Origin of the sequence: Acinetobacter sp. YH16040_T, from assembly GCF_024605785.1 — a bacterium.
Taxonomy (GTDB): domain Bacteria; phylum Pseudomonadota; class Gammaproteobacteria; order Pseudomonadales; family Moraxellaceae; genus Acinetobacter; species Acinetobacter amyesii.
Genome location: NZ_CP094541.1, coordinates 2,944,523 through 2,960,051, shown reverse-complemented (window position 1 = coordinate 2,960,051; position 15,529 = coordinate 2,944,523). Strand labels below are relative to the sequence as shown.

At 43.1% G+C, this 15,529-nt stretch carries 22 protein-coding genes and 2 pseudogenes; 18 read left to right on the top strand and 6 right to left on the bottom strand.

Annotation, left to right across the window (positions count from 1 at the left end; translation table 11 throughout):
* Positions 1 to 67: 67 nt before the first annotated feature.
* The 6 genes and pseudogenes from MST16_RS14600 to MST16_RS14575 form a co-directional block, all read right to left on the bottom strand.
* Positions 68 to 923, bottom strand: a pseudogene (locus MST16_RS14600) (metal-dependent hydrolase).
* A 157-nt stretch (positions 924 to 1,080) separates the two neighbouring features.
* Positions 1,081 to 1,941 (bottom strand): ribosome biogenesis GTP-binding protein YihA/YsxC, encoded by an 861-nt coding sequence (gene yihA / locus MST16_RS14595; RefSeq protein WP_180039474.1) that lies wholly within the window; start codon positions 1,939 to 1,941, stop codon positions 1,081 to 1,083.
* Positions 1,942 to 2,026: 85 nt separating this feature from the next.
* The gene (locus MST16_RS14590; protein WP_078192461.1) at positions 2,027 to 2,470 is read right to left on the bottom strand and encodes an Rrf2 family transcriptional regulator; all 444 of its coding nucleotides are present in this window, start codon (positions 2,468 to 2,470) and stop codon (positions 2,027 to 2,029) included.
* An 86-nt stretch (positions 2,471 to 2,556) separates the two neighbouring features.
* Positions 2,557 to 3,765 carry an NO-inducible flavohemoprotein gene (gene hmpA / locus MST16_RS14585; RefSeq protein ID WP_078192460.1) on the bottom strand — a complete coding sequence of 403 codons (1,209 nt, stop codon included), beginning with the start codon at positions 3,763 to 3,765 and terminating at the stop codon, positions 2,557 to 2,559.
* A gap of 150 nt (positions 3,766 to 3,915) precedes the next feature.
* A complete protein-coding gene (locus MST16_RS14580; RefSeq protein ID WP_180064818.1) occupies positions 3,916 to 5,499 on the bottom strand; it encodes a helicase HerA-like domain-containing protein in 1,584 nt (527 codons plus the stop codon).
* 14 nt (positions 5,500 to 5,513) lie between these two features.
* The gene (locus tag MST16_RS14575) at positions 5,514 to 6,716 is read right to left on the bottom strand and encodes a PLP-dependent transferase (RefSeq protein ID WP_180064817.1); all 1,203 of its coding nucleotides are present in this window, start codon (positions 6,714 to 6,716) and stop codon (positions 5,514 to 5,516) included.
* A 158-nt stretch (positions 6,717 to 6,874) separates the two neighbouring features.
* Between MST16_RS14575 and MST16_RS14570 the strand changes: the two genes are divergently transcribed.
* From MST16_RS14570 to rplF, 18 genes and pseudogenes are all read left to right on the top strand, one after another.
* The gene (locus tag MST16_RS14570) at positions 6,875 to 7,612 is read left to right on the top strand and encodes a type 1 glutamine amidotransferase (protein ID WP_180008436.1); all 738 of its coding nucleotides are present in this window, start codon (positions 6,875 to 6,877) and stop codon (positions 7,610 to 7,612) included.
* Positions 7,613 to 7,880: 268 nt separating this feature from the next.
* Positions 7,881 to 8,192: a 30S ribosomal protein S10 gene (gene rpsJ, locus MST16_RS14565; RefSeq protein ID WP_000070912.1), complete on the top strand. Its 312-nt coding sequence runs from the start codon at positions 7,881 to 7,883 to the stop codon at positions 8,190 to 8,192.
* 59 nt (positions 8,193 to 8,251) lie between these two features.
* Positions 8,252 to 8,890 carry a 50S ribosomal protein L3 gene (gene rplC, locus MST16_RS14560; RefSeq protein ID WP_078189280.1) on the top strand — a complete coding sequence of 213 codons (639 nt, stop codon included), beginning with the start codon at positions 8,252 to 8,254 and terminating at the stop codon, positions 8,888 to 8,890.
* Between the two features lie 11 nt (positions 8,891 to 8,901).
* Positions 8,902 to 9,504 (top strand): 50S ribosomal protein L4, encoded by a 603-nt coding sequence (gene rplD / locus MST16_RS14555; RefSeq protein WP_078189279.1) that lies wholly within the window; start codon positions 8,902 to 8,904, stop codon positions 9,502 to 9,504.
* Positions 9,501 to 9,821: a 50S ribosomal protein L23 gene (gene rplW / locus MST16_RS14550; RefSeq protein WP_005012992.1), complete on the top strand. Its 321-nt coding sequence runs from the start codon at positions 9,501 to 9,503 to the stop codon at positions 9,819 to 9,821. Before rplD ends, rplW begins: the two co-directional genes overlap by 4 nt.
* A gap of 11 nt (positions 9,822 to 9,832) precedes the next feature.
* Complete coding sequence (gene rplB / locus MST16_RS14545; protein WP_078189278.1) at positions 9,833 to 10,657, top strand: 50S ribosomal protein L2; 825 nt, start codon at positions 9,833 to 9,835, stop codon at positions 10,655 to 10,657.
* Positions 10,658 to 10,676: 19 nt separating this feature from the next.
* Positions 10,677 to 10,952 carry a 30S ribosomal protein S19 gene (gene rpsS, locus MST16_RS14540; RefSeq protein ID WP_004281508.1) on the top strand — a complete coding sequence of 92 codons (276 nt, stop codon included), beginning with the start codon at positions 10,677 to 10,679 and terminating at the stop codon, positions 10,950 to 10,952.
* Positions 10,953 to 10,963: 11 nt separating this feature from the next.
* Positions 10,964 to 11,293, top strand: coding sequence for a 50S ribosomal protein L22 (gene rplV / locus MST16_RS14535; RefSeq protein ID WP_035265103.1), 330 nt, complete (start codon positions 10,964 to 10,966; stop codon positions 11,291 to 11,293).
* 1 nt (position 11,294) lies between these two features.
* Positions 11,295 to 12,111 (top strand): annotated as a pseudogene (gene rpsC, locus MST16_RS14530) (30S ribosomal protein S3).
* Entirely contained in the window at positions 12,051 to 12,464 is a 414-nt protein-coding gene (gene rplP, locus MST16_RS14525; RefSeq protein WP_068909575.1) for a 50S ribosomal protein L16, read from the top strand. Before rpsC ends, rplP begins: the two are co-directional and overlap by 61 nt.
* A complete protein-coding gene (gene rpmC, locus MST16_RS14520; protein WP_005012982.1) occupies positions 12,464 to 12,661 on the top strand; it encodes a 50S ribosomal protein L29 in 198 nt (65 codons plus the stop codon). Before rplP ends, rpmC begins: the two co-directional genes overlap by 1 nt.
* Entirely contained in the window at positions 12,658 to 12,915 is a 258-nt protein-coding gene (gene rpsQ, locus MST16_RS14515; protein WP_078189275.1) for a 30S ribosomal protein S17, read from the top strand. Before rpmC ends, rpsQ begins: the two co-directional genes overlap by 4 nt.
* Before the next feature lie 89 nt (positions 12,916 to 13,004).
* On the top strand, positions 13,005 to 13,373 hold the full coding sequence (gene rplN, locus MST16_RS14510) for a 50S ribosomal protein L14 (RefSeq protein ID WP_005012978.1): 369 nt from the start codon (positions 13,005 to 13,007) through the stop codon (positions 13,371 to 13,373).
* 9 nt (positions 13,374 to 13,382) lie between these two features.
* A complete protein-coding gene (rplX, locus tag MST16_RS14505) occupies positions 13,383 to 13,700 on the top strand; it encodes a 50S ribosomal protein L24 (RefSeq protein ID WP_078189274.1) in 318 nt (105 codons plus the stop codon).
* 15 nt (positions 13,701 to 13,715) lie between these two features.
* Complete coding sequence (rplE, locus tag MST16_RS14500) at positions 13,716 to 14,252, top strand: 50S ribosomal protein L5 (protein WP_067762907.1); 537 nt, start codon at positions 13,716 to 13,718, stop codon at positions 14,250 to 14,252.
* 9 nt (positions 14,253 to 14,261) lie between these two features.
* On the top strand, positions 14,262 to 14,567 hold the full coding sequence (gene rpsN / locus MST16_RS14495; RefSeq protein ID WP_067762906.1) for a 30S ribosomal protein S14: 306 nt from the start codon (positions 14,262 to 14,264) through the stop codon (positions 14,565 to 14,567).
* Between the two features lie 12 nt (positions 14,568 to 14,579).
* The gene (gene rpsH / locus MST16_RS14490) at positions 14,580 to 14,975 is read left to right on the top strand and encodes a 30S ribosomal protein S8 (protein WP_078189273.1); all 396 of its coding nucleotides are present in this window, start codon (positions 14,580 to 14,582) and stop codon (positions 14,973 to 14,975) included.
* A gap of 13 nt (positions 14,976 to 14,988) precedes the next feature.
* Entirely contained in the window at positions 14,989 to 15,522 is a 534-nt protein-coding gene (gene rplF / locus MST16_RS14485) for a 50S ribosomal protein L6 (RefSeq protein ID WP_078189272.1), read from the top strand.
* The last annotated feature ends 7 nt before the right edge of the window (positions 15,523 to 15,529 follow it).

Below are 15,529 nucleotides of genomic sequence, written 5' to 3'. Positions count from 1 at the left end.
AGCGTAATGGATGTGAGCACAAAAAAAGCAGGGCGAACCCTGCTTAATACAGATTTTAAAGTGGTGTTTAAGCGACTTTCAGTGCGGCACGTTTTGTAGCAGGAGAGTTGTCGAGGTATGCAATCGCATCTTCCGTTTTTGCTTCATGCACAGGATCGTACCAAGGCATTAAATACCCCAATTGCTGCGACACTAACCAAAGTGGATGTGGCAATAATCGATTATCTTTTTGCGCGATACGCGCCCATTCACGCCAAATCCACGGTTTATATACGGCAGGTTTAATCGATGCATAGCGCGAGTCTTGCTGCATGATATGTGCTGCACCATCGACCCATAGACCAAGTACGGCTGCAATTACGATCACACTTTGATAATAGCGAGAAATATAGCCCCCACCGAGATGACGATACAAATCAAAGGCCACGGTACGATGCTCTATTTCTTCTGCACCATGCCATTTTACTAGATCGAGCATATTCGGATCGGCACCGAGGCGTTCCCACTCTTTATTATATAAAGCATATTTGCCTAGTACACAGGTCATGTGTTCAACCGTTGCAATCACCCCTAAACGAAAGAGATCCCATTGATGATCTAAAGCTTTGGGTACGTTGAGCCCTAAAGGTTGGTCTGCAAGCAGTTTGCCAAAGAGAAAATCCATGATTTCAAGGTTGCGTTGAATACTGATATTGCGCTTCATCTCTAATTTGTGGCAATACTTTGTTATACAGACGGCAAAACCAAAACTCACCAGCCGGTAAGATCATGTTAATTTCATTAATAAAATAGCTGACAAAAGCTTGGTTGGGCACCCAGTCAACTTGGGTATCTTGCCACTCAAATTTCACTTTACGTGGTTTAATTTTATATTCGATTGATGATCCAAGTTTTGTGTTTTTCAAGCGGGAGAGTAATTTCATGACCTATCCTTGTTTTTATGTGATCGAGTGCACATCTGATGTATTCAGTATCCAAAAAAAATCCTGCATTGTGATTAGCAATACAGGACATTTCATTATCTTCAGAAGATACTTTTTGTCAGACAATCATTCTTGCGCTGACTTTAAAATTACTCGATTAGTGGTCTGAATTTTTGCCTTCAGTTTGGGGTAAGTCTTCAGATGTAGTGTGGAAGTCATCGAATGCTTCCGCGTCTGCATCGATTTCAATATCATCTTCTGATGCTTCAGGGATGCTGTCGAGATCAAACTCTGTCGATTGTTCTAGAGTGAAGTTGAGACGACCCGCCATGACACTCGCTAATTCTTCTAAACCTTGTTTATTCAATGATGAGAACAATTGGATAGAGAAGTTTAGCTTCATTTTTTTCAATGCTGCTTTCACTTCTTGTAGTGCTTTAGAGGCTGGGCCACGGTTTAATTTATCTGATTTGGTCAGGAGTACATGTACGAACAATTTACGTGAATGTGCCCATTCCAACATCATGACGTCAAAGTGTTGTAGTGGATGGCGGATATCCATCAACAGCACAAGACCTTGTAAACTTTCACGGTGTATCAGATAGTTTTCTAACTCTTTTTGCCACACGATTTTCATCGCTTCAGGTACAGCGGCATAGCCATAACCCGGTAAGTCGACCAAACGTTGATCAGGATTTCCTAAACTGAAAAAGTTGATCATTTGGGTCCGACCCGGTTTTTTCGACGCACGAGCCAATTGTTTTTGGTTGGTGAGCGCATTAATGGCACTCGACTTACCCGCATTGGAGCGACCTGCAAAGGCAATTTCATAGCCGGTATCTTCAACGCAGAGGTTGAGTTTAGGCGCACTCATTAAGAACTCAGCTTTGCGTAGCCAGTTGAGCGAGCGCACAGCATATTCAGTAATCGCAGAGTCTACTTTTTTCTCGTAAGTAATCTTTTGCTTCGGCGCATTGGCCGCTTTACTGTTTCGTGATTTTCCTCTGTGCTGATGCATAACCCAACTTCAATAACTGATTTAACAACACGCATTATAAAGGAAGTCGGGCAGGCAAGCGAATTTTGTCGCAGGCAAAGTGAAATTAGAGATTGATCATTTGAATTGGAGATTGTGTTGTAAATTTAGATGCGCTGCTTGGTTGCAAGACATCGGCAAGTTTGTACTGATCGAGACTTTGATAAAACTGTTCTAAAGCTTGGTCTAAGATGCTTTTTAAACCACACTGACTGCGCAGTACGCAGGGTGGGTCGTTGCATTCAACAATCTGGTGATTACCTTGCAAAATTCGCACAATTTGACCGAGCTGAGCCTCAAGTGCTTCAGGGTTTAGGCGAATGCCGCCACCTTTGCCGCGGCTGGTGATTAACCAGTTTTGCTTTGCCATAAAATGCACAATTTTCACCAAGTGATTACGCGAAACGTGCAGGTCTTCTGCAATTTCAGCAATGTTATAAGGCACATCACGAGGACGTGCGATATAGAGCAAAATGCGTAATGCATAATCGGTGAATTTATTGAGTTGCATGATAATACTGTGAGTCTGAGAGAAATAAATAAGGGCTAGTCTAGCATAACTAAACTAACCCTTTGTATTTCAGGTGAATAGCTTAGTTAGTGTTTTACACCACCAGTGCCGAAAGCTTCGCTGTGAATATTGCTAGCAGGAATACCACGAGCAATTAAAGCTTTCTGTTGTTCAGCCATAAATGGCATTGGACCGCAAAGGTAATAATCCGCATTGATCGGTAACAGTGCAGTATCCATGCTGCCTAAGTCTAGACGACCAGCAGCATCATAATCTTCACCTAACTTATCATTAGCATGAGGGAACTCATACGCTGTAAAGGTGCTAAGACGTGGGTATTTTGCTTCCAAATCCTGAATGTGTTTATGCATTGCATGCACTTGTTTGCTACGGCAGGCATGGATAAAGGTTACAGGTTGTGGCATGTCTAAAGTCACCAACTGATTCAGCATCGCAATCATTGGTGTTAGACCTACACCACCACTGATAAAGACATTGCGTTTTTGTGAATCAATCAGGAAGAAATTACCTGTTGGTGCAGACACTTCGATTTCTGAACCGATCTCCAAGCCATGCAGTGTATTTGATACCCAACCTGGAACCAAGTCACCTTTCTGATCTTCACGTTTTACAGAGATACGTAAGTAGTTGTCTTGTGGGCTGGTAGACAGTGTATATTGACGTGGTTGTTTTAGACCCAGCTCATCGACCAATACACGTACAGAGATGTACTGACCTGCTTCATATTTTGGTAAATCACCACCATCAGAAGGCTCAAGGTAGAATGAGGTGATTTCATCACTTTCAGCCACTTTTTTCGCGATTTTGAAATTACGCCAACCTAACCAACTGCCTTTAGTTTGCTGATGTTGCTCATAAATCGCTTTTTCAGTGCTGATAAACAAGTCTGCCAATTGTCCATATGCTGCTGCCCAAGCTGCAATCAGTGGATCTTCCATTGAAATGCTTAATACTTCACTGATCGAGTGCAGCAAATTTTCGCCGACAATATTATAGTCTGGCGCTTGAATGTTAAGACTCACATGTTTATGCGCAATTAATTCTACAACTGGTAAAAGTACAGATGGGTCCTCAATATTTTCAGCATAAGCCAATACAGCACCCGCCAAGGCTTGTGCCTGAGCACCGCTGCGCTGATGTCCCATGTTAAAGGTTTCTTTGAGGTCAGGGTTATTGCCCAACATACGATTATAGAAGTAACCAGTCAGCGCGACACCATTTTCACGTAGAACAGGAACAGTAGCTTTTACTAGGTCAATTTGCTGCGGAGTCATAGCTGATCTCTCATGGCTGTTATTTATAAGATGTATTTAAAATACATTTTAAAATACATCCGCGCAATACATGTTTTAGTAAAAACCATAAAAAAATTATGGAATATAAAAAGATTCCATAAATTTGTACTTTTTAATTGGGCTTTTAGATTATTTCTTGCCGAAGATAGAACCTAAGAGGCCACGGATAATTTTCTGACCTGTCGACCCACCCAAGCTGCGTGCTGCACTTTTTGCAAAAGTTCCTACAGTGTCTTGAATCAGTTTTTCACGTTGTTTGGCTGAGCGCTCAGCTTCTTTTTGTTGTTCGCGTGTAAGGCGTTCTTGTTCACGCGCTTGCTGTTTAGCGAGTGCATCTGCTTCCTTGGCTTGTTGTTTGGCCAACGCTTCTTGTTCTTTGGCTTCTATTTTATCTTGTTCCGCTTGGACGGCTTGTTGTTGGCGCTCCGCCACTTTATTTTGTAAAAGTTCATAGGCACTTTCACGATCTGCTTCGGTGTCATACACACCTGCGACAACGCTATTTGCCATCAGAGCTTTGCGTTCTTCTACAGCAATTGGGCTAAATGAAGAGTAGGGTGGCATCACCCAAGCACGTTCAACAATTTGAGGTGTGCCTTGTTCATCTAGACAGCTAATCAGTGCTTCACCTACAGCCAGTTCTGTAATCACTTGATCGACTTTAAACGCAGGATTGGCTCGAAAAGTATCTGCTGCCGTCTTAACAGCTTTCTGATCTTTCGGGGTAAATGCACGTAGCGCATGCTGAACGCGGTTACCCAGTTGTCCTAAAACACTCTCAGGTAGGTCAAGTGGATTTTGCGTTACAAAGTAAATGCCGACCCCTTTAGAGCGAATCAGACGAACCACTTGTTCAATCTTTTCTTGTAAAGCAGGGCTGGCGTTATCAAACAATAAATGTGCTTCATCAAAGAAGAACACCAGTTTGGGTTTATCCATATCTCCAACTTCGGGCAATTGTTCAAACAGTTCTGACAGCATCCAAAGTAAGAAAGTCGCATAGAGCTTAGGGGTATTCATTAACTTGTCGGCTGCGAGCAGGTTGATGTTGCCACGACCTTGTGCATCCGTTTGAATGAAATCCATGATATTGAGCGCAGGCTCACCAAAGAACTTGTCACCGCCTTGATCTGCCAAGGCAAGCAAATTACGTTGAATTGCACCTAAACTTGCAGGCGATAAATTGCCATATTCATTTTTAAATTCAGCTGCATGTTCACTGACGTAGCTAATCATGGCTTTTAAGTCTTTAAAGTCGATGAGCAATAAGCCCTGATCATCAGCAATACGAAAGACCGCAGATAACACACCTTCTTGCGTGTCGTTTAAATTCAGAATTCGGGCAAGGAGTAGCGGGCCAATTTCAGAAATGGTGGTGCGAATGGGGTGTCCTTGTTCACCAAACAAATCCCAAAACACCACAGGTGAGGCAGCAAAAGGAATGCTCTCGATATTTAAACTTTTAATACGCTCGTCAAACTTAGGATTACTTTCACCTGCTTTGGCAAGGCTAGAAACATCCCCTTTGGCATCGGCTAAAAATACGGGTACACCTAGCCGTGAAAAACTTTCTGCCAATACCTTCAACGTCACCGTCTTACCAGTACCAGTGGCTCCAGCAATCAAACCATGGCGGTTTGCAAATTGTGAATGAAGCACCACATCTTGTGTAGTGTCTTGTGTTTTTTTGCCAATAATAATTGGTGTACCCATAGATGTTCCTGTATTTATTCGAGTTGCTGTTTATTTAAATGTTGTAGTGCGTTTTCTATATCTTGTATTAAATCTGCAGGATGTTCTAGTCCTATACAAAAGCGAACCAGTAAGCCGGTTTGAATATGTGAATGTTCGAGTACACGCATATCTTTTAAGTTATATAGCATGACTAAACTGACTGGGCCACCCCAGCTAAAACCGAGTTTAAATAGTTTCAGCGCATCGCAAAAACGGCGTACATCTTGCAAGCTATATTTTTCATTAAATACCACGCTGACCAAGCCGGCACTGTGTTGTTCTGTACAAATTTCTTTCCAATACTGATGTCCTGCGGAAGCTTCATCGGCAGGATGTAAAACCTGTACAAAGGCTGGCTGTTGTTTTAGCCAATTCAATACAGTTAAAGCACTTTGGGACTGGTGTTCATAGCGCAGGCGCATTGAAGGCAGACTGCGTTGTATTTGCGCGGCATCATCACCAGAGATGCTAATGCCTTGAATGGCGTGCGCACGAAACAGTTTGTGATGAAGCTTTTTATCTCGTGTAATTACCGAGCCCATTAAAATATCGCCACCGCCACTTGGGTATTTGGTCAAGGCATGCACACTGATATCGACACCCAGGTGCTCAGCACTAAAATCAAAAGCATTAAAGGCAAGTCCTGCGCCCCACGTATTGTCCAGTGCAGTGAGAATGTTCTGCGCTTGAGCTTTTTTGACCAAGCCGACTAAATCTGGAAACTCTAAAGTGACAGAACCCGCCGCTTCTAACCAGATAAGCTTGGCTTGCGCTGAAGGGCTAAATGAATCGACATCAATAGGGTTATAAACCTTGACCACGATGCTATAGCAGGTTTCTAAATTGCGTAAATGGTCCATATTTGGGCCATAGATATTATCTGCGACCCACACTTCATCCCCTTGACTTAAAAAACATGAATTGACCAAATTAATTGCAGATAAACCGCTTGGTGCGAGTAAGTGATACAAGCCACCTTCAATCTGAGCAATCTGATCGCCTAGGGTAAATGTAGTGGGTGTGCCATGTGTTCCATAGCTATAGTCATAATCATCAGTCCAATGGCGATTAAATAGCGCATCTGTATTTTCGAAAATTATAGTGGATGCACGAAACAGGGGAGGTTGAACACTATTGATGTATTGCGGTGCCTTTCTTGGTGCATGAATGAGTTCGGTTTGAGGATTTTTTTTCACGTGGCGCTCTGAAATGATCAAAATAATAATGAATGTTCAAAAGAATACGACTAAAACGCATGGATTTACGATGCTTTTGTATAGAAAATTAAGTGAAAAGCAAAGTTGGCTTCATTCTTGCAAAACCGATATCAGAGCAACAACAATAGGTTTAGCGCATGAAGTCGCATTTAAAAGTACATTATTTTCAGCATATTGCTGGCGAAGGGTTCGGCAGTTGTTATGATTTTTTAAAACAGCATCAGGCCAAAATTACGGCCACAGAATTCTTTGCATTACCTGTCGATCAAGCCTTGGATCTCGAGGCTTTGCCGCATGTTGAAGATGTCGATTTACTTATCATCATGGGTGGGACCATGAGCGTAAATGATGAGGCAAATTTCCCATGGTTAAAAATAGAAAAACGATGGCTGCGACGCTATTTAGCACTCGGCAAACCCGCAATCGGGCTTTGTTTAGGTGGGCAATTGATTGCCAATGCTTTGGGTGGGGCGGTGAGCCGAAATGCACAACAAGAATTGGGTTGGACGACCATCCGTAAGGTCGCTAACGTACCGCATGACTGTTTCAAACTACCGGAAGAGTTTAAAGTCATGCAGTGGCACAGTGAAACATTTGAAATTCCGAAAGGAGCGGTATTGCTGGCGGAAAATGATGCATGTCGTAATCAAATGTATCAAATCGGGCAAAATGTTTTGGGCTTCCAATTTCATCCTGAAATTACCCCAGAAGTGCTCGATTTATTTTTGGAAAATGATGAAGAAGTGGCATTTTTTTCAGGAACACATGTACAGCCAGTACATGATCTACGGAAAAGCGCAAAGAACAAATTTATTGAGGGAAATCAAATACTAAACCAAGCAATAGAGTATGTATTAAGAAAAAACGCCTATTAATTAAAAGTTAAGCAATTGATCTTGCATAAAAAATGAAAAATATAAGAAAAACAGCAAAAGAGATTTGCTTATGCATTAAACAATAGCTATAATGGGCGACCCTTTGATGAAGGGGGTTAGCTACGAATAAAGTAGTTAACATCGTGACAGTCGCGGCATCGATCGTGACCTTAGTGATATTTCACTGCTCTTGACACTTGCCTCTTTTAAAGTGGGGTGAGATGCGTCAAGGGTGATTCTTTATATATTTGGCTTGGAGTTAACTGGTATGTCTAACCAGAGAATTCGTATCCGTCTTAAGTCTTTTGATCACCGTCTAATTGATCAATCAGCTCAAGAAATCGTAGAAACAGCAAAACGTACTGGTGCACAAGTTTGTGGTCCAATCCCGATGCCTACACGTATCGAACGTTTTAACGTTTTGACATCACCACACGTTAACAAAGATGCGCGTGACCAATACGAGATCCGCACTTACAAACGTTTGATCGACATCGTTCAACCTACAGATAAAACTGTTGATGCATTGATGAAGTTAGATCTTGCAGCTGGTGTTGATGTTCAGATCGCTTTGGGTTAAGGCTTTCGGTTAATTAACGCTCTAAGTTAATTAGGCCGCTTTTTTAGAGGTTTATGCACATGGCTATTGGTTTAGTCGGTCGCAAGTGCGGTATGACACGTATCTTTACAGATGCTGGTGTTTCTGTACCTGTAACAGTGATTGAGGTTGATCCTAACCGCATCACACAAATCAAAACGCTTGAAACTGATGGTTATCAAGCGATTCAAATCACTACTGGTGAACGTCGCGAATCTCGCGTAACTAACGCTCAGAAAGGTCACTTTGCGAAAGCTGGTGTTGCTGCTGGTCGTCTAGTTCAAGAATTCCGCGCTACAGAAGCTGATCTTGAAGGTCGTGAAGTTGGCGGAACTATCGGTGTGGATGTGTTCACAGTGGGTCAAATCGTTGACGTTACTGGTACATCTAAAGGTAAAGGTTTCCAAGGTGGTGTTAAGCGTTGGAACTTCCGTACTCAAGACGCTACACATGGTAACTCTGTATCTCACCGTGTTATCGGTTCTACAGGTCAAAACCAGACTCCTGGTCGCGTGTTCAAAGGCAAAAAAATGCCTGGTCACTTAGGTGCTGAACGTGTAACTACACAGGGTCTTGAAATCGTTGCTATCGACGCAGAACGTTCAGTTCTAGTTGTTAAAGGCGCGGTTCCTGGTGCTACTGGTGGCGACGTTACTGTTCGTCCTACTATCAAGGCCTGAGGGGAAATAACGTGAATTTAAATACTGTTTCCGGCTCTGCTGTTGAGTTATCTGAAGTTGCGTTTGGTCGTGATTTTAACGAAGCTCTTGTACACCAAGTTGTTACAGCTTACTTAGCTGGTGGTCGTCAAGGTTCTAAAGCGCAAAAATCACGTGCTGACGTTTCTGGCGGTGGTAAAAAACCTTTCCGTCAAAAAGGTACTGGCCGCGCTCGTGCTGGTTCTATTCGTAGCCCAATCTGGGTTGGCGGCGGTAAAACTTTTGCTGCTCGTCCACAAGACTGGTCTCAAAAAGTAAACCGTAAAATGTATCGCGGTGCTATGCAATGCATCCTGGCTGAGCTTGTTCGTCAAGATCGCCTTGTTTTAGTTGAAGAGATTGCTGTTGCAGCTCCAAAAACTAAAGAATTGCTTGCAAAACTTAACGACTTGAATGCACCTCGTGCATTAATCGTTACAGATGCTGTTGATGAGAACTTGTATCTTGCTGCTCGCAACATTCCACACGTTGATGTGGTTGATGCTGCTGCAATCGATCCTGTTAGCTTGATCGCGTTCGATAAAGTTGTTATGTCTGTTGCTGCTGCTAAGAAAATTGAGGTAGAACTCGGATGAACAACGAACGTATCTATCAAGTCCTACAAGGACCTGTATTCTCAGAAAAAGCACAAGTTTTAGGCGAAACTGCTGGTGTTCAAGTGTTCAAAGTTGCACTAGATGCAAACAAACTTGAGATCAAAAAAGCTGTTGAGCAACTATTTGGTGTTCAAGTTGTTAAAGTTAACACAACGATCACTAAAGGTAAGACTAAACGCTTTGGTAAAACATTAGGACGTCGTTCTGATGTTAAAAAAGCATACGTCACCCTGAAAGCTGGCCAAGATGTTGAAATGGCTGACTTGGGCGATACCGCTGAAAACGCAGCGGAATAAGGACGAAAATTATGCCGATTCAAAAATGTAAGCCAACGTCTCCAGGACGTCGCTTTGTAGAGAAAGTGGTTCATAACCACCTTCACAAAGGCGCGCCATATGCTCCGTTGGTTGAAGCTAAAAAACGTACTGGCGGTCGTAATAACAACGGTCACATTACAACTCGTCACGTTGGTGGTGGTCATAAACAGCACTACCGTATCGTAGACTTCAAACGTAACAAAGACAGCATCCCTGCTGTAGTTGAGCGTATTGAATACGATCCAAACCGTACAGCTCATATTGCTTTATTGAAATATGCTGACGGTGAACGTCGCTATATTATTGCACCTAAAGGCCTTCGCGCTGGTGATCAAGTTCAATCTGGTAACGATGCTCCAATCCGTCCAGGTAACTGCTTGCCACTTCGCAACATGCCTATCGGTTCTACTCTTCACAACATCGAGCTTAAAATCGGTAAAGGCGCACAATTAGTACGTTCTGCTGGTACATCTGCTCAATTGTTGGGTCGTGACGGTTCTTACGCTATCATTCGTCTTCGTTCAGGCGAAATGCGTAAAGTACACGTTGAATGCCGTGCTGTGTTAGGTGAAGTTTCTAACTCAGAAAGCAACCTTCGTTCACTTGGTAAAGCAGGTGCATCACGCTGGCGTGGCGTTCGTCCTACCGTACGTGGTATGGCGATGAACCCAGTAGACCATCCACATGGTGGTGGTGAAGGACGTAACAAAGGTATTCAACCTGTAAGTCCATGGGGTCAAAAAGCTAAAGGGTACAAAACACGTACCAACAAGCGTACGACTAAGATGATCATTCGCGACCGTCGCGTTAAGTAACAAGTAAAGGAATCTGACAATGCCTCGTTCTCTGAAAAAAGGCCCATTCGTCGATGCGCACTTGTTCGCTAAGGTTGAAGCGGCTATCGCGGCTAATAACCGTAAGCCGATCAAAACTTGGTCGCGTCGTTCGATGATCTTACCGGATTTTGTTGGTCTAACAATTTCTGTACACAATGGCCGTAACCATGTTCCAGTGATCGTATCTGAGCATATGGTTGGTCATAAATTAGGTGAATTCGCGCCAACTCGTACCTATCGTGGTCACGGTGTTGACAAGAAGTCTAAACGTTAATAGGTGCTATGATGGAAGTAACTGCTAAATTACGCGGTGCCGCTATCTCGGCACAAAAAGCACGTTTGGTTGCAGACCTAATTCGCGGCAAATCTGTTGCGCATGCTTTAAATATCTTAAACTTCAGCAACAAAAAAGCTGCAGTTTTAGTTAAAAAAGCATTGGAATCTGCGATTGCAAACGCTGAACACAATAACAGTTTAGATGTAGACGACCTTAAAGTTTCTACGATCTACGTTGATGAAGGCATGAGCCTGAAACGTATTTTGCCACGTGCTAAAGGCCGTGCAGATCGTATTACTAAGCGTACTTGTCACATTACCGTTAAGGTAGGGGTTTGATATGGGTCAGAAGGTTCATCCAATCGGTATCCGCCTAGGTGTTGTGAAACGTCATAACGCTAACTGGTATGCGAATCCGAAACAATATGCTGAATATTTGCTAAAAGATCTTCAAGTTCGTGAGTTTTTAACTAAAAAACTTAAGAATGCGATGGTAAGCAATATTCTTATCGAACGCCCTACAGGCGCAGCTAAAGTAACTATTAGCACTGCACGTCCTGGTATCGTGATCGGTAAAAAAGGCGAAGACATTGAGAAATTACAACGCGAATTAACAGCCATTATGGGTGTTCCTGCGCAAGTAAGTATCAACGAAATCGATCGCCCAGATTTAGACGCTCGTTTAGTTGCTGAAGCAATCGCTTCTCAATTAGAAAAACGTGTAATGTTCCGTCGTGCTATGAAGCGTGCGGTTCAAAACTCTATGCGTGCTGGTGCTAAAGGTATCAAAGTAGAAGTTTCAGGCCGTCTAGGTGGTGCTGAGATTGCTCGTACTGAATGGTATCGTGAAGGTCGTGTACCTCTTCATACTCTTCGTGCTGACATCGACTATGCTACTATGCGTGCTGAGACTACTTACGGTACGATCGGCGTTAAAGTATGGATCTTCCGTGGTGAGATCTTGGGCGGCATGAAACAAGTCATGAACCCAGCTCCAGCTGAAGAACGTCCAGCTAAACGTGGCCGTGGTCGTGGTGAAGGTCAAGAGCGTCGTGGTCGTCGCAATGATCGTTCTGCTGAAAAAGGAGAATAATCCATGTTACAACCTAAACGTACTAAATTCCGTAAAGTGCAAAAAGGCCGTAACACTGGTCTAGCACATCGCGGTAGCTCAGTATCTTTTGGTACTATTGCACTTAAATCAGTTGAACGTGGTCAAATGACCGCACGTCAAATTGAAGCAGCGCGTCGTACAATCAGCCGTCGTATTAAACGTGGTGGTAAGATCTTTATCCGTGTTTTCCCAGACAAACCAATTACTGAAAAACCATTAGAAGTTCGTATGGGTAAAGGTAAAGGTTCTGTGGAATACTGGGTTTGCCAAATCAAACCAGGTAAAGTCTTGTACGAAATTGATGGTGTTAACGAAGAACTTGCTCGCGAAGCGTTTACGCTTGCTGCTGCAAAACTTCCGTTTAAAACCACTATCGTGACTCGGACGGTAATGTAATGAAAACTAATGATCTACGTGAAAAGTCGGTAGAAGAGTTGACAGCTTTGCTTGATGAGCAACAGCTTAACCAATTCCGTCTTCGTATGGCGAAAGCAACTGGTCAATTGGGTAAATCGCACGAAGTTGCGCTTACTCGTAAGACAATTGCTCGTATTAAGACCCTCCTTACCGAAAAACAGGGGAACGGACAATGAGTGAACAAACAGTTCGCACGTTAACCGGTAAAGTAGTTAGCGACAAGATGGACAAGTCTATCGTTGTTCTTATCGAACGCCGCGTTCAACACCCGTTGTATGGCAAATCAATCCGCCGTTCAACTAAATTACACGCTCATGATGAAAACAATGTTGCTAAAGTTGGCGACGTAGTAAGCATCAAAGAAAGCCGCCCAATTTCTAAAACTAAGTCTTGGACTTTAGTTGAAGTTGTTGAAGCTGCTGCTGAGTAATTAAACGTTCTTGCATCATCGGTCAATTTCGAGTACTCTTTGAGCCTTTCGAAATTGCGACCGGTGATGCTCGGTTTTGGAGTAGGGCAATGATTCAAACCGAAAGTATGCTCGACGTAGCAGACAACAGTGGTGCTCGCCGCGTACAATGTATTAAAGTACTTGGTGGTTCACATCGTCGTTATGCTTCTGTTGGCGACATTATTAAAGTTACTGTAAAAGAAGCTATTCCACGCGCACGTGTTAAAAAAGGTGACGTGATGAATGCTGTAGTTGTACGTACAAAATTCGGCATCCGTCGTGCAGATGGTTCAGTTATTCGTTTCGACGATAACGCAGCTGTTATTTTGAACAACAACAAAGCGCCGATTGCAACTCGTATTTTCGGACCAGTGACTCGTGAACTTCGTACTGAACAGTTCATGAAAATTATTTCATTGGCTCCTGAAGTTCTATAAGAGGCACTCATGGCTAAGATTAAAAAGGGCGATCAAGTAATTGTTATCGCAGGTAAAGAAAAAGGCAAACAAGGTACTGTTTTGTCTGTTTCAAATGACCGTGTTAAGGTTGAAGGCCTTAACTTGGTAACGAAGCATCAAAAGCCTAACCGAGCTACTGGCGCTGAAGGCGGCATCGTAACTCAAGAAGCTGAGCTTCATATCTCTAACGTGGCAATTTTTAATGCTACAACCCAAAAGGCTGACCGTGTTGGTTACCAAGTGATTGAAGGCGTGAAAACTCGCGTATTCAAATCTAATGGTGAATCAGTGGCGGTAGCGAAGTAATAGGTTGACTAGGCAATGGCCAGACTTAAAACGCGTTACAACGACGAACTTAAGGCTCAATTAAAAGAAACATTGGGCGTTAAGAATGTGATGGATATTCCTCGCATTACAAAAATCACCATCAACATGGGTGTTGGTGCTGCATCAGCTGACAAGAAATTGTTAGATGGCGCTCTTTCTGATATGCAAGCAATTGCTGGTCAAAAACCAGTACTTACTTTAGCTCGTAAATCTATCGCTGGTTTCAAAATCCGTGATGGTTGGCCGATCGGCTGTAAAGTTACTTTACGCGGCGAACGTATGTACGAATTCTTAGACCGTTTGATCTCTATCGCGATCCCTCGTATCCGTGACTTCCGTGGTTTCTCTGCGAAATCATTCGATGGTCGTGGTAACTACTCAATGGGTCTTAAGGAACAAATCATGTTCCCTGAAATCGATTTTGATAAGATTGATCGTATTCGTGGTATGGACATTACCATCACTACGACTGCTCGCACCGATGACGAAGGCCGTGCGCTTATGCGTGCATTCGGCTTCCCGTTCAAATAAGAGGTCGATATGGCTAAGAAAGGTATGATTAATCGCGAATTGAAACGCGAAGCTACTGTTGCTAAATACGCTGCGAAACGTGCTGAATTAAAAGCAATTATCGCAAACGTTAATGCATCAGACGAAGAACGTTTCGAAGCGATGATGAAATTTCAAGCATTACCACGTAATGCGTCTCCAGTACGTCTACGTAACCGTTGTGGTTTAACTGGTCGTCCTCATGGTTACTTCCGTAAGTTCGGCTTAAGCCGTAACAAATTACGTGAAACAGTAATGCAAGGTGATGTACCGGGCGTTGTTAAGGCAAGCTGGTAAGGAGCACTATAAATGAGTATGCAAGATACCGTTGCCGACATGCTAACACGTGTTCGTAACGCACAAATGGCAAAGAAACAAACTGTTTCTATGCCAAACTCAAAGTTGAAAGTTGCGATTGCTAACGTACTTCAACAAGAAGGTTATATCGCTGATGTAGCTGTTGCTGACAATGAAGGCAAAGCGACTTTAACGATTACTTTAAAATATTTCGAAGGCAAACCAGTTATCGATACTGTGAAACGCGTAAGCCGTCCTGGTCTACGTCAATATCGCGGTAAAGATGCACTTCCTAGCGTTAAGCAAGGTTTAGGTATTGCAATTGTTTCTACAAGCAAAGGCATCATGACTGATCGCGCTGCACGTGCTGCAGGTATCGGTGGTGAAGTTATTGCTTTTGTTTCTTAATAGGTGATTCCTCATGTCTCGTGTGGCTAAAGCCCCAGTAACTGTACCTAACGGTGTTACAGTTACTCAGAACGGCCGGCAGGTCGAAGTGAAAGGCAGCAAAGGTACATTGTCTTTCAACCTGCATGCGCTGGTCGAGCTAAAACAGGAAGACGGTACTCTAGTTATTGCTCCTAAAGCTGAATCTAAAGATGCTTGGATGCAAGCTGGTACTGCTCGCGCTGTGCTTAACAACCTTGTAAAAGGTGTTAACGAAGGTTTCGAACGTAAGTTACAGCTTATCGGTGTTGGTTATAAAGCTGCGGTTAAAGGTAACATTGTTAACCTTAACCTTGGTTTCTCTCACCCGATCGACTACAACCTTCCTGAAGGTGTAACTGCAGAAACTCCTACTGCAACTGAAATTGTACTTAAATCTGCTGATAAAGCTAAATTAGGTCAAGTTGCTGCAGAAATCCGTGGTTACCGTCCGCCAGAGCCTTATAAAGGTAAAGGTGTTCGTTATTCTGACGAAGTTGTACTTCGTAAAGAAGCTAAGAAGAAATAAGGCGCGA

What these genes read in the sequence shown, in the direction of transcription:
- rplC (WP_078189280.1), top strand. Translation starts at nt 8,252, where the DNA reads ATGGCTATTGGTTTAGTCGGTCGCAAGTGCGGTATGACACGTATCTTT.
- yihA (WP_180039474.1), bottom strand. Translation starts at nt 1,941, where the DNA reads ATGCATCAGCACAGAGGAAAATCACGAAACAGTAAAGCGGCCAATGCG.
- rpmC (WP_005012982.1), top strand. Translation starts at nt 12,464, where the DNA reads ATGAAAACTAATGATCTACGTGAAAAGTCGGTAGAAGAGTTGACAGCT.
- MST16_RS14580 (WP_180064818.1), bottom strand. Translation starts at nt 5,499, where the DNA reads ATGGGTACACCAATTATTATTGGCAAAAAAACACAAGACACTACACAA.
- rpsN (WP_067762906.1), top strand. Translation starts at nt 14,262, where the DNA reads ATGGCTAAGAAAGGTATGATTAATCGCGAATTGAAACGCGAAGCTACT.
- MST16_RS14570 (WP_180008436.1), top strand. Translation starts at nt 6,875, where the DNA reads ATGAAGTCGCATTTAAAAGTACATTATTTTCAGCATATTGCTGGCGAA.
- rplE (WP_067762907.1), top strand. Translation starts at nt 13,716, where the DNA reads ATGGCCAGACTTAAAACGCGTTACAACGACGAACTTAAGGCTCAATTA.
- rplW (WP_005012992.1), top strand. Translation starts at nt 9,501, where the DNA reads ATGAACAACGAACGTATCTATCAAGTCCTACAAGGACCTGTATTCTCA.
- rplX (WP_078189274.1), top strand. Translation starts at nt 13,383, where the DNA reads ATGGCTAAGATTAAAAAGGGCGATCAAGTAATTGTTATCGCAGGTAAA.
- rpsQ (WP_078189275.1), top strand. Translation starts at nt 12,658, where the DNA reads ATGAGTGAACAAACAGTTCGCACGTTAACCGGTAAAGTAGTTAGCGAC.
- rplF (WP_078189272.1), top strand. Translation starts at nt 14,989, where the DNA reads ATGTCTCGTGTGGCTAAAGCCCCAGTAACTGTACCTAACGGTGTTACA.
- rplN (WP_005012978.1), top strand. Translation starts at nt 13,005, where the DNA reads ATGATTCAAACCGAAAGTATGCTCGACGTAGCAGACAACAGTGGTGCT.
- rplB (WP_078189278.1), top strand. Translation starts at nt 9,833, where the DNA reads ATGCCGATTCAAAAATGTAAGCCAACGTCTCCAGGACGTCGCTTTGTA.
- rpsJ (WP_000070912.1), top strand. Translation starts at nt 7,881, where the DNA reads ATGTCTAACCAGAGAATTCGTATCCGTCTTAAGTCTTTTGATCACCGT.
- rplV (WP_035265103.1), top strand. Translation starts at nt 10,964, where the DNA reads ATGGAAGTAACTGCTAAATTACGCGGTGCCGCTATCTCGGCACAAAAA.
- rpsH (WP_078189273.1), top strand. Translation starts at nt 14,580, where the DNA reads ATGAGTATGCAAGATACCGTTGCCGACATGCTAACACGTGTTCGTAAC.
- hmpA (WP_078192460.1), bottom strand. Translation starts at nt 3,765, where the DNA reads ATGACTCCGCAGCAAATTGACCTAGTAAAAGCTACTGTTCCTGTTCTA.
- rpsS (WP_004281508.1), top strand. Translation starts at nt 10,677, where the DNA reads ATGCCTCGTTCTCTGAAAAAAGGCCCATTCGTCGATGCGCACTTGTTC.
- rplP (WP_068909575.1), top strand. Translation starts at nt 12,051, where the DNA reads ATGTTACAACCTAAACGTACTAAATTCCGTAAAGTGCAAAAAGGCCGT.
- MST16_RS14590 (WP_078192461.1), bottom strand. Translation starts at nt 2,470, where the DNA reads ATGCAACTCAATAAATTCACCGATTATGCATTACGCATTTTGCTCTAT.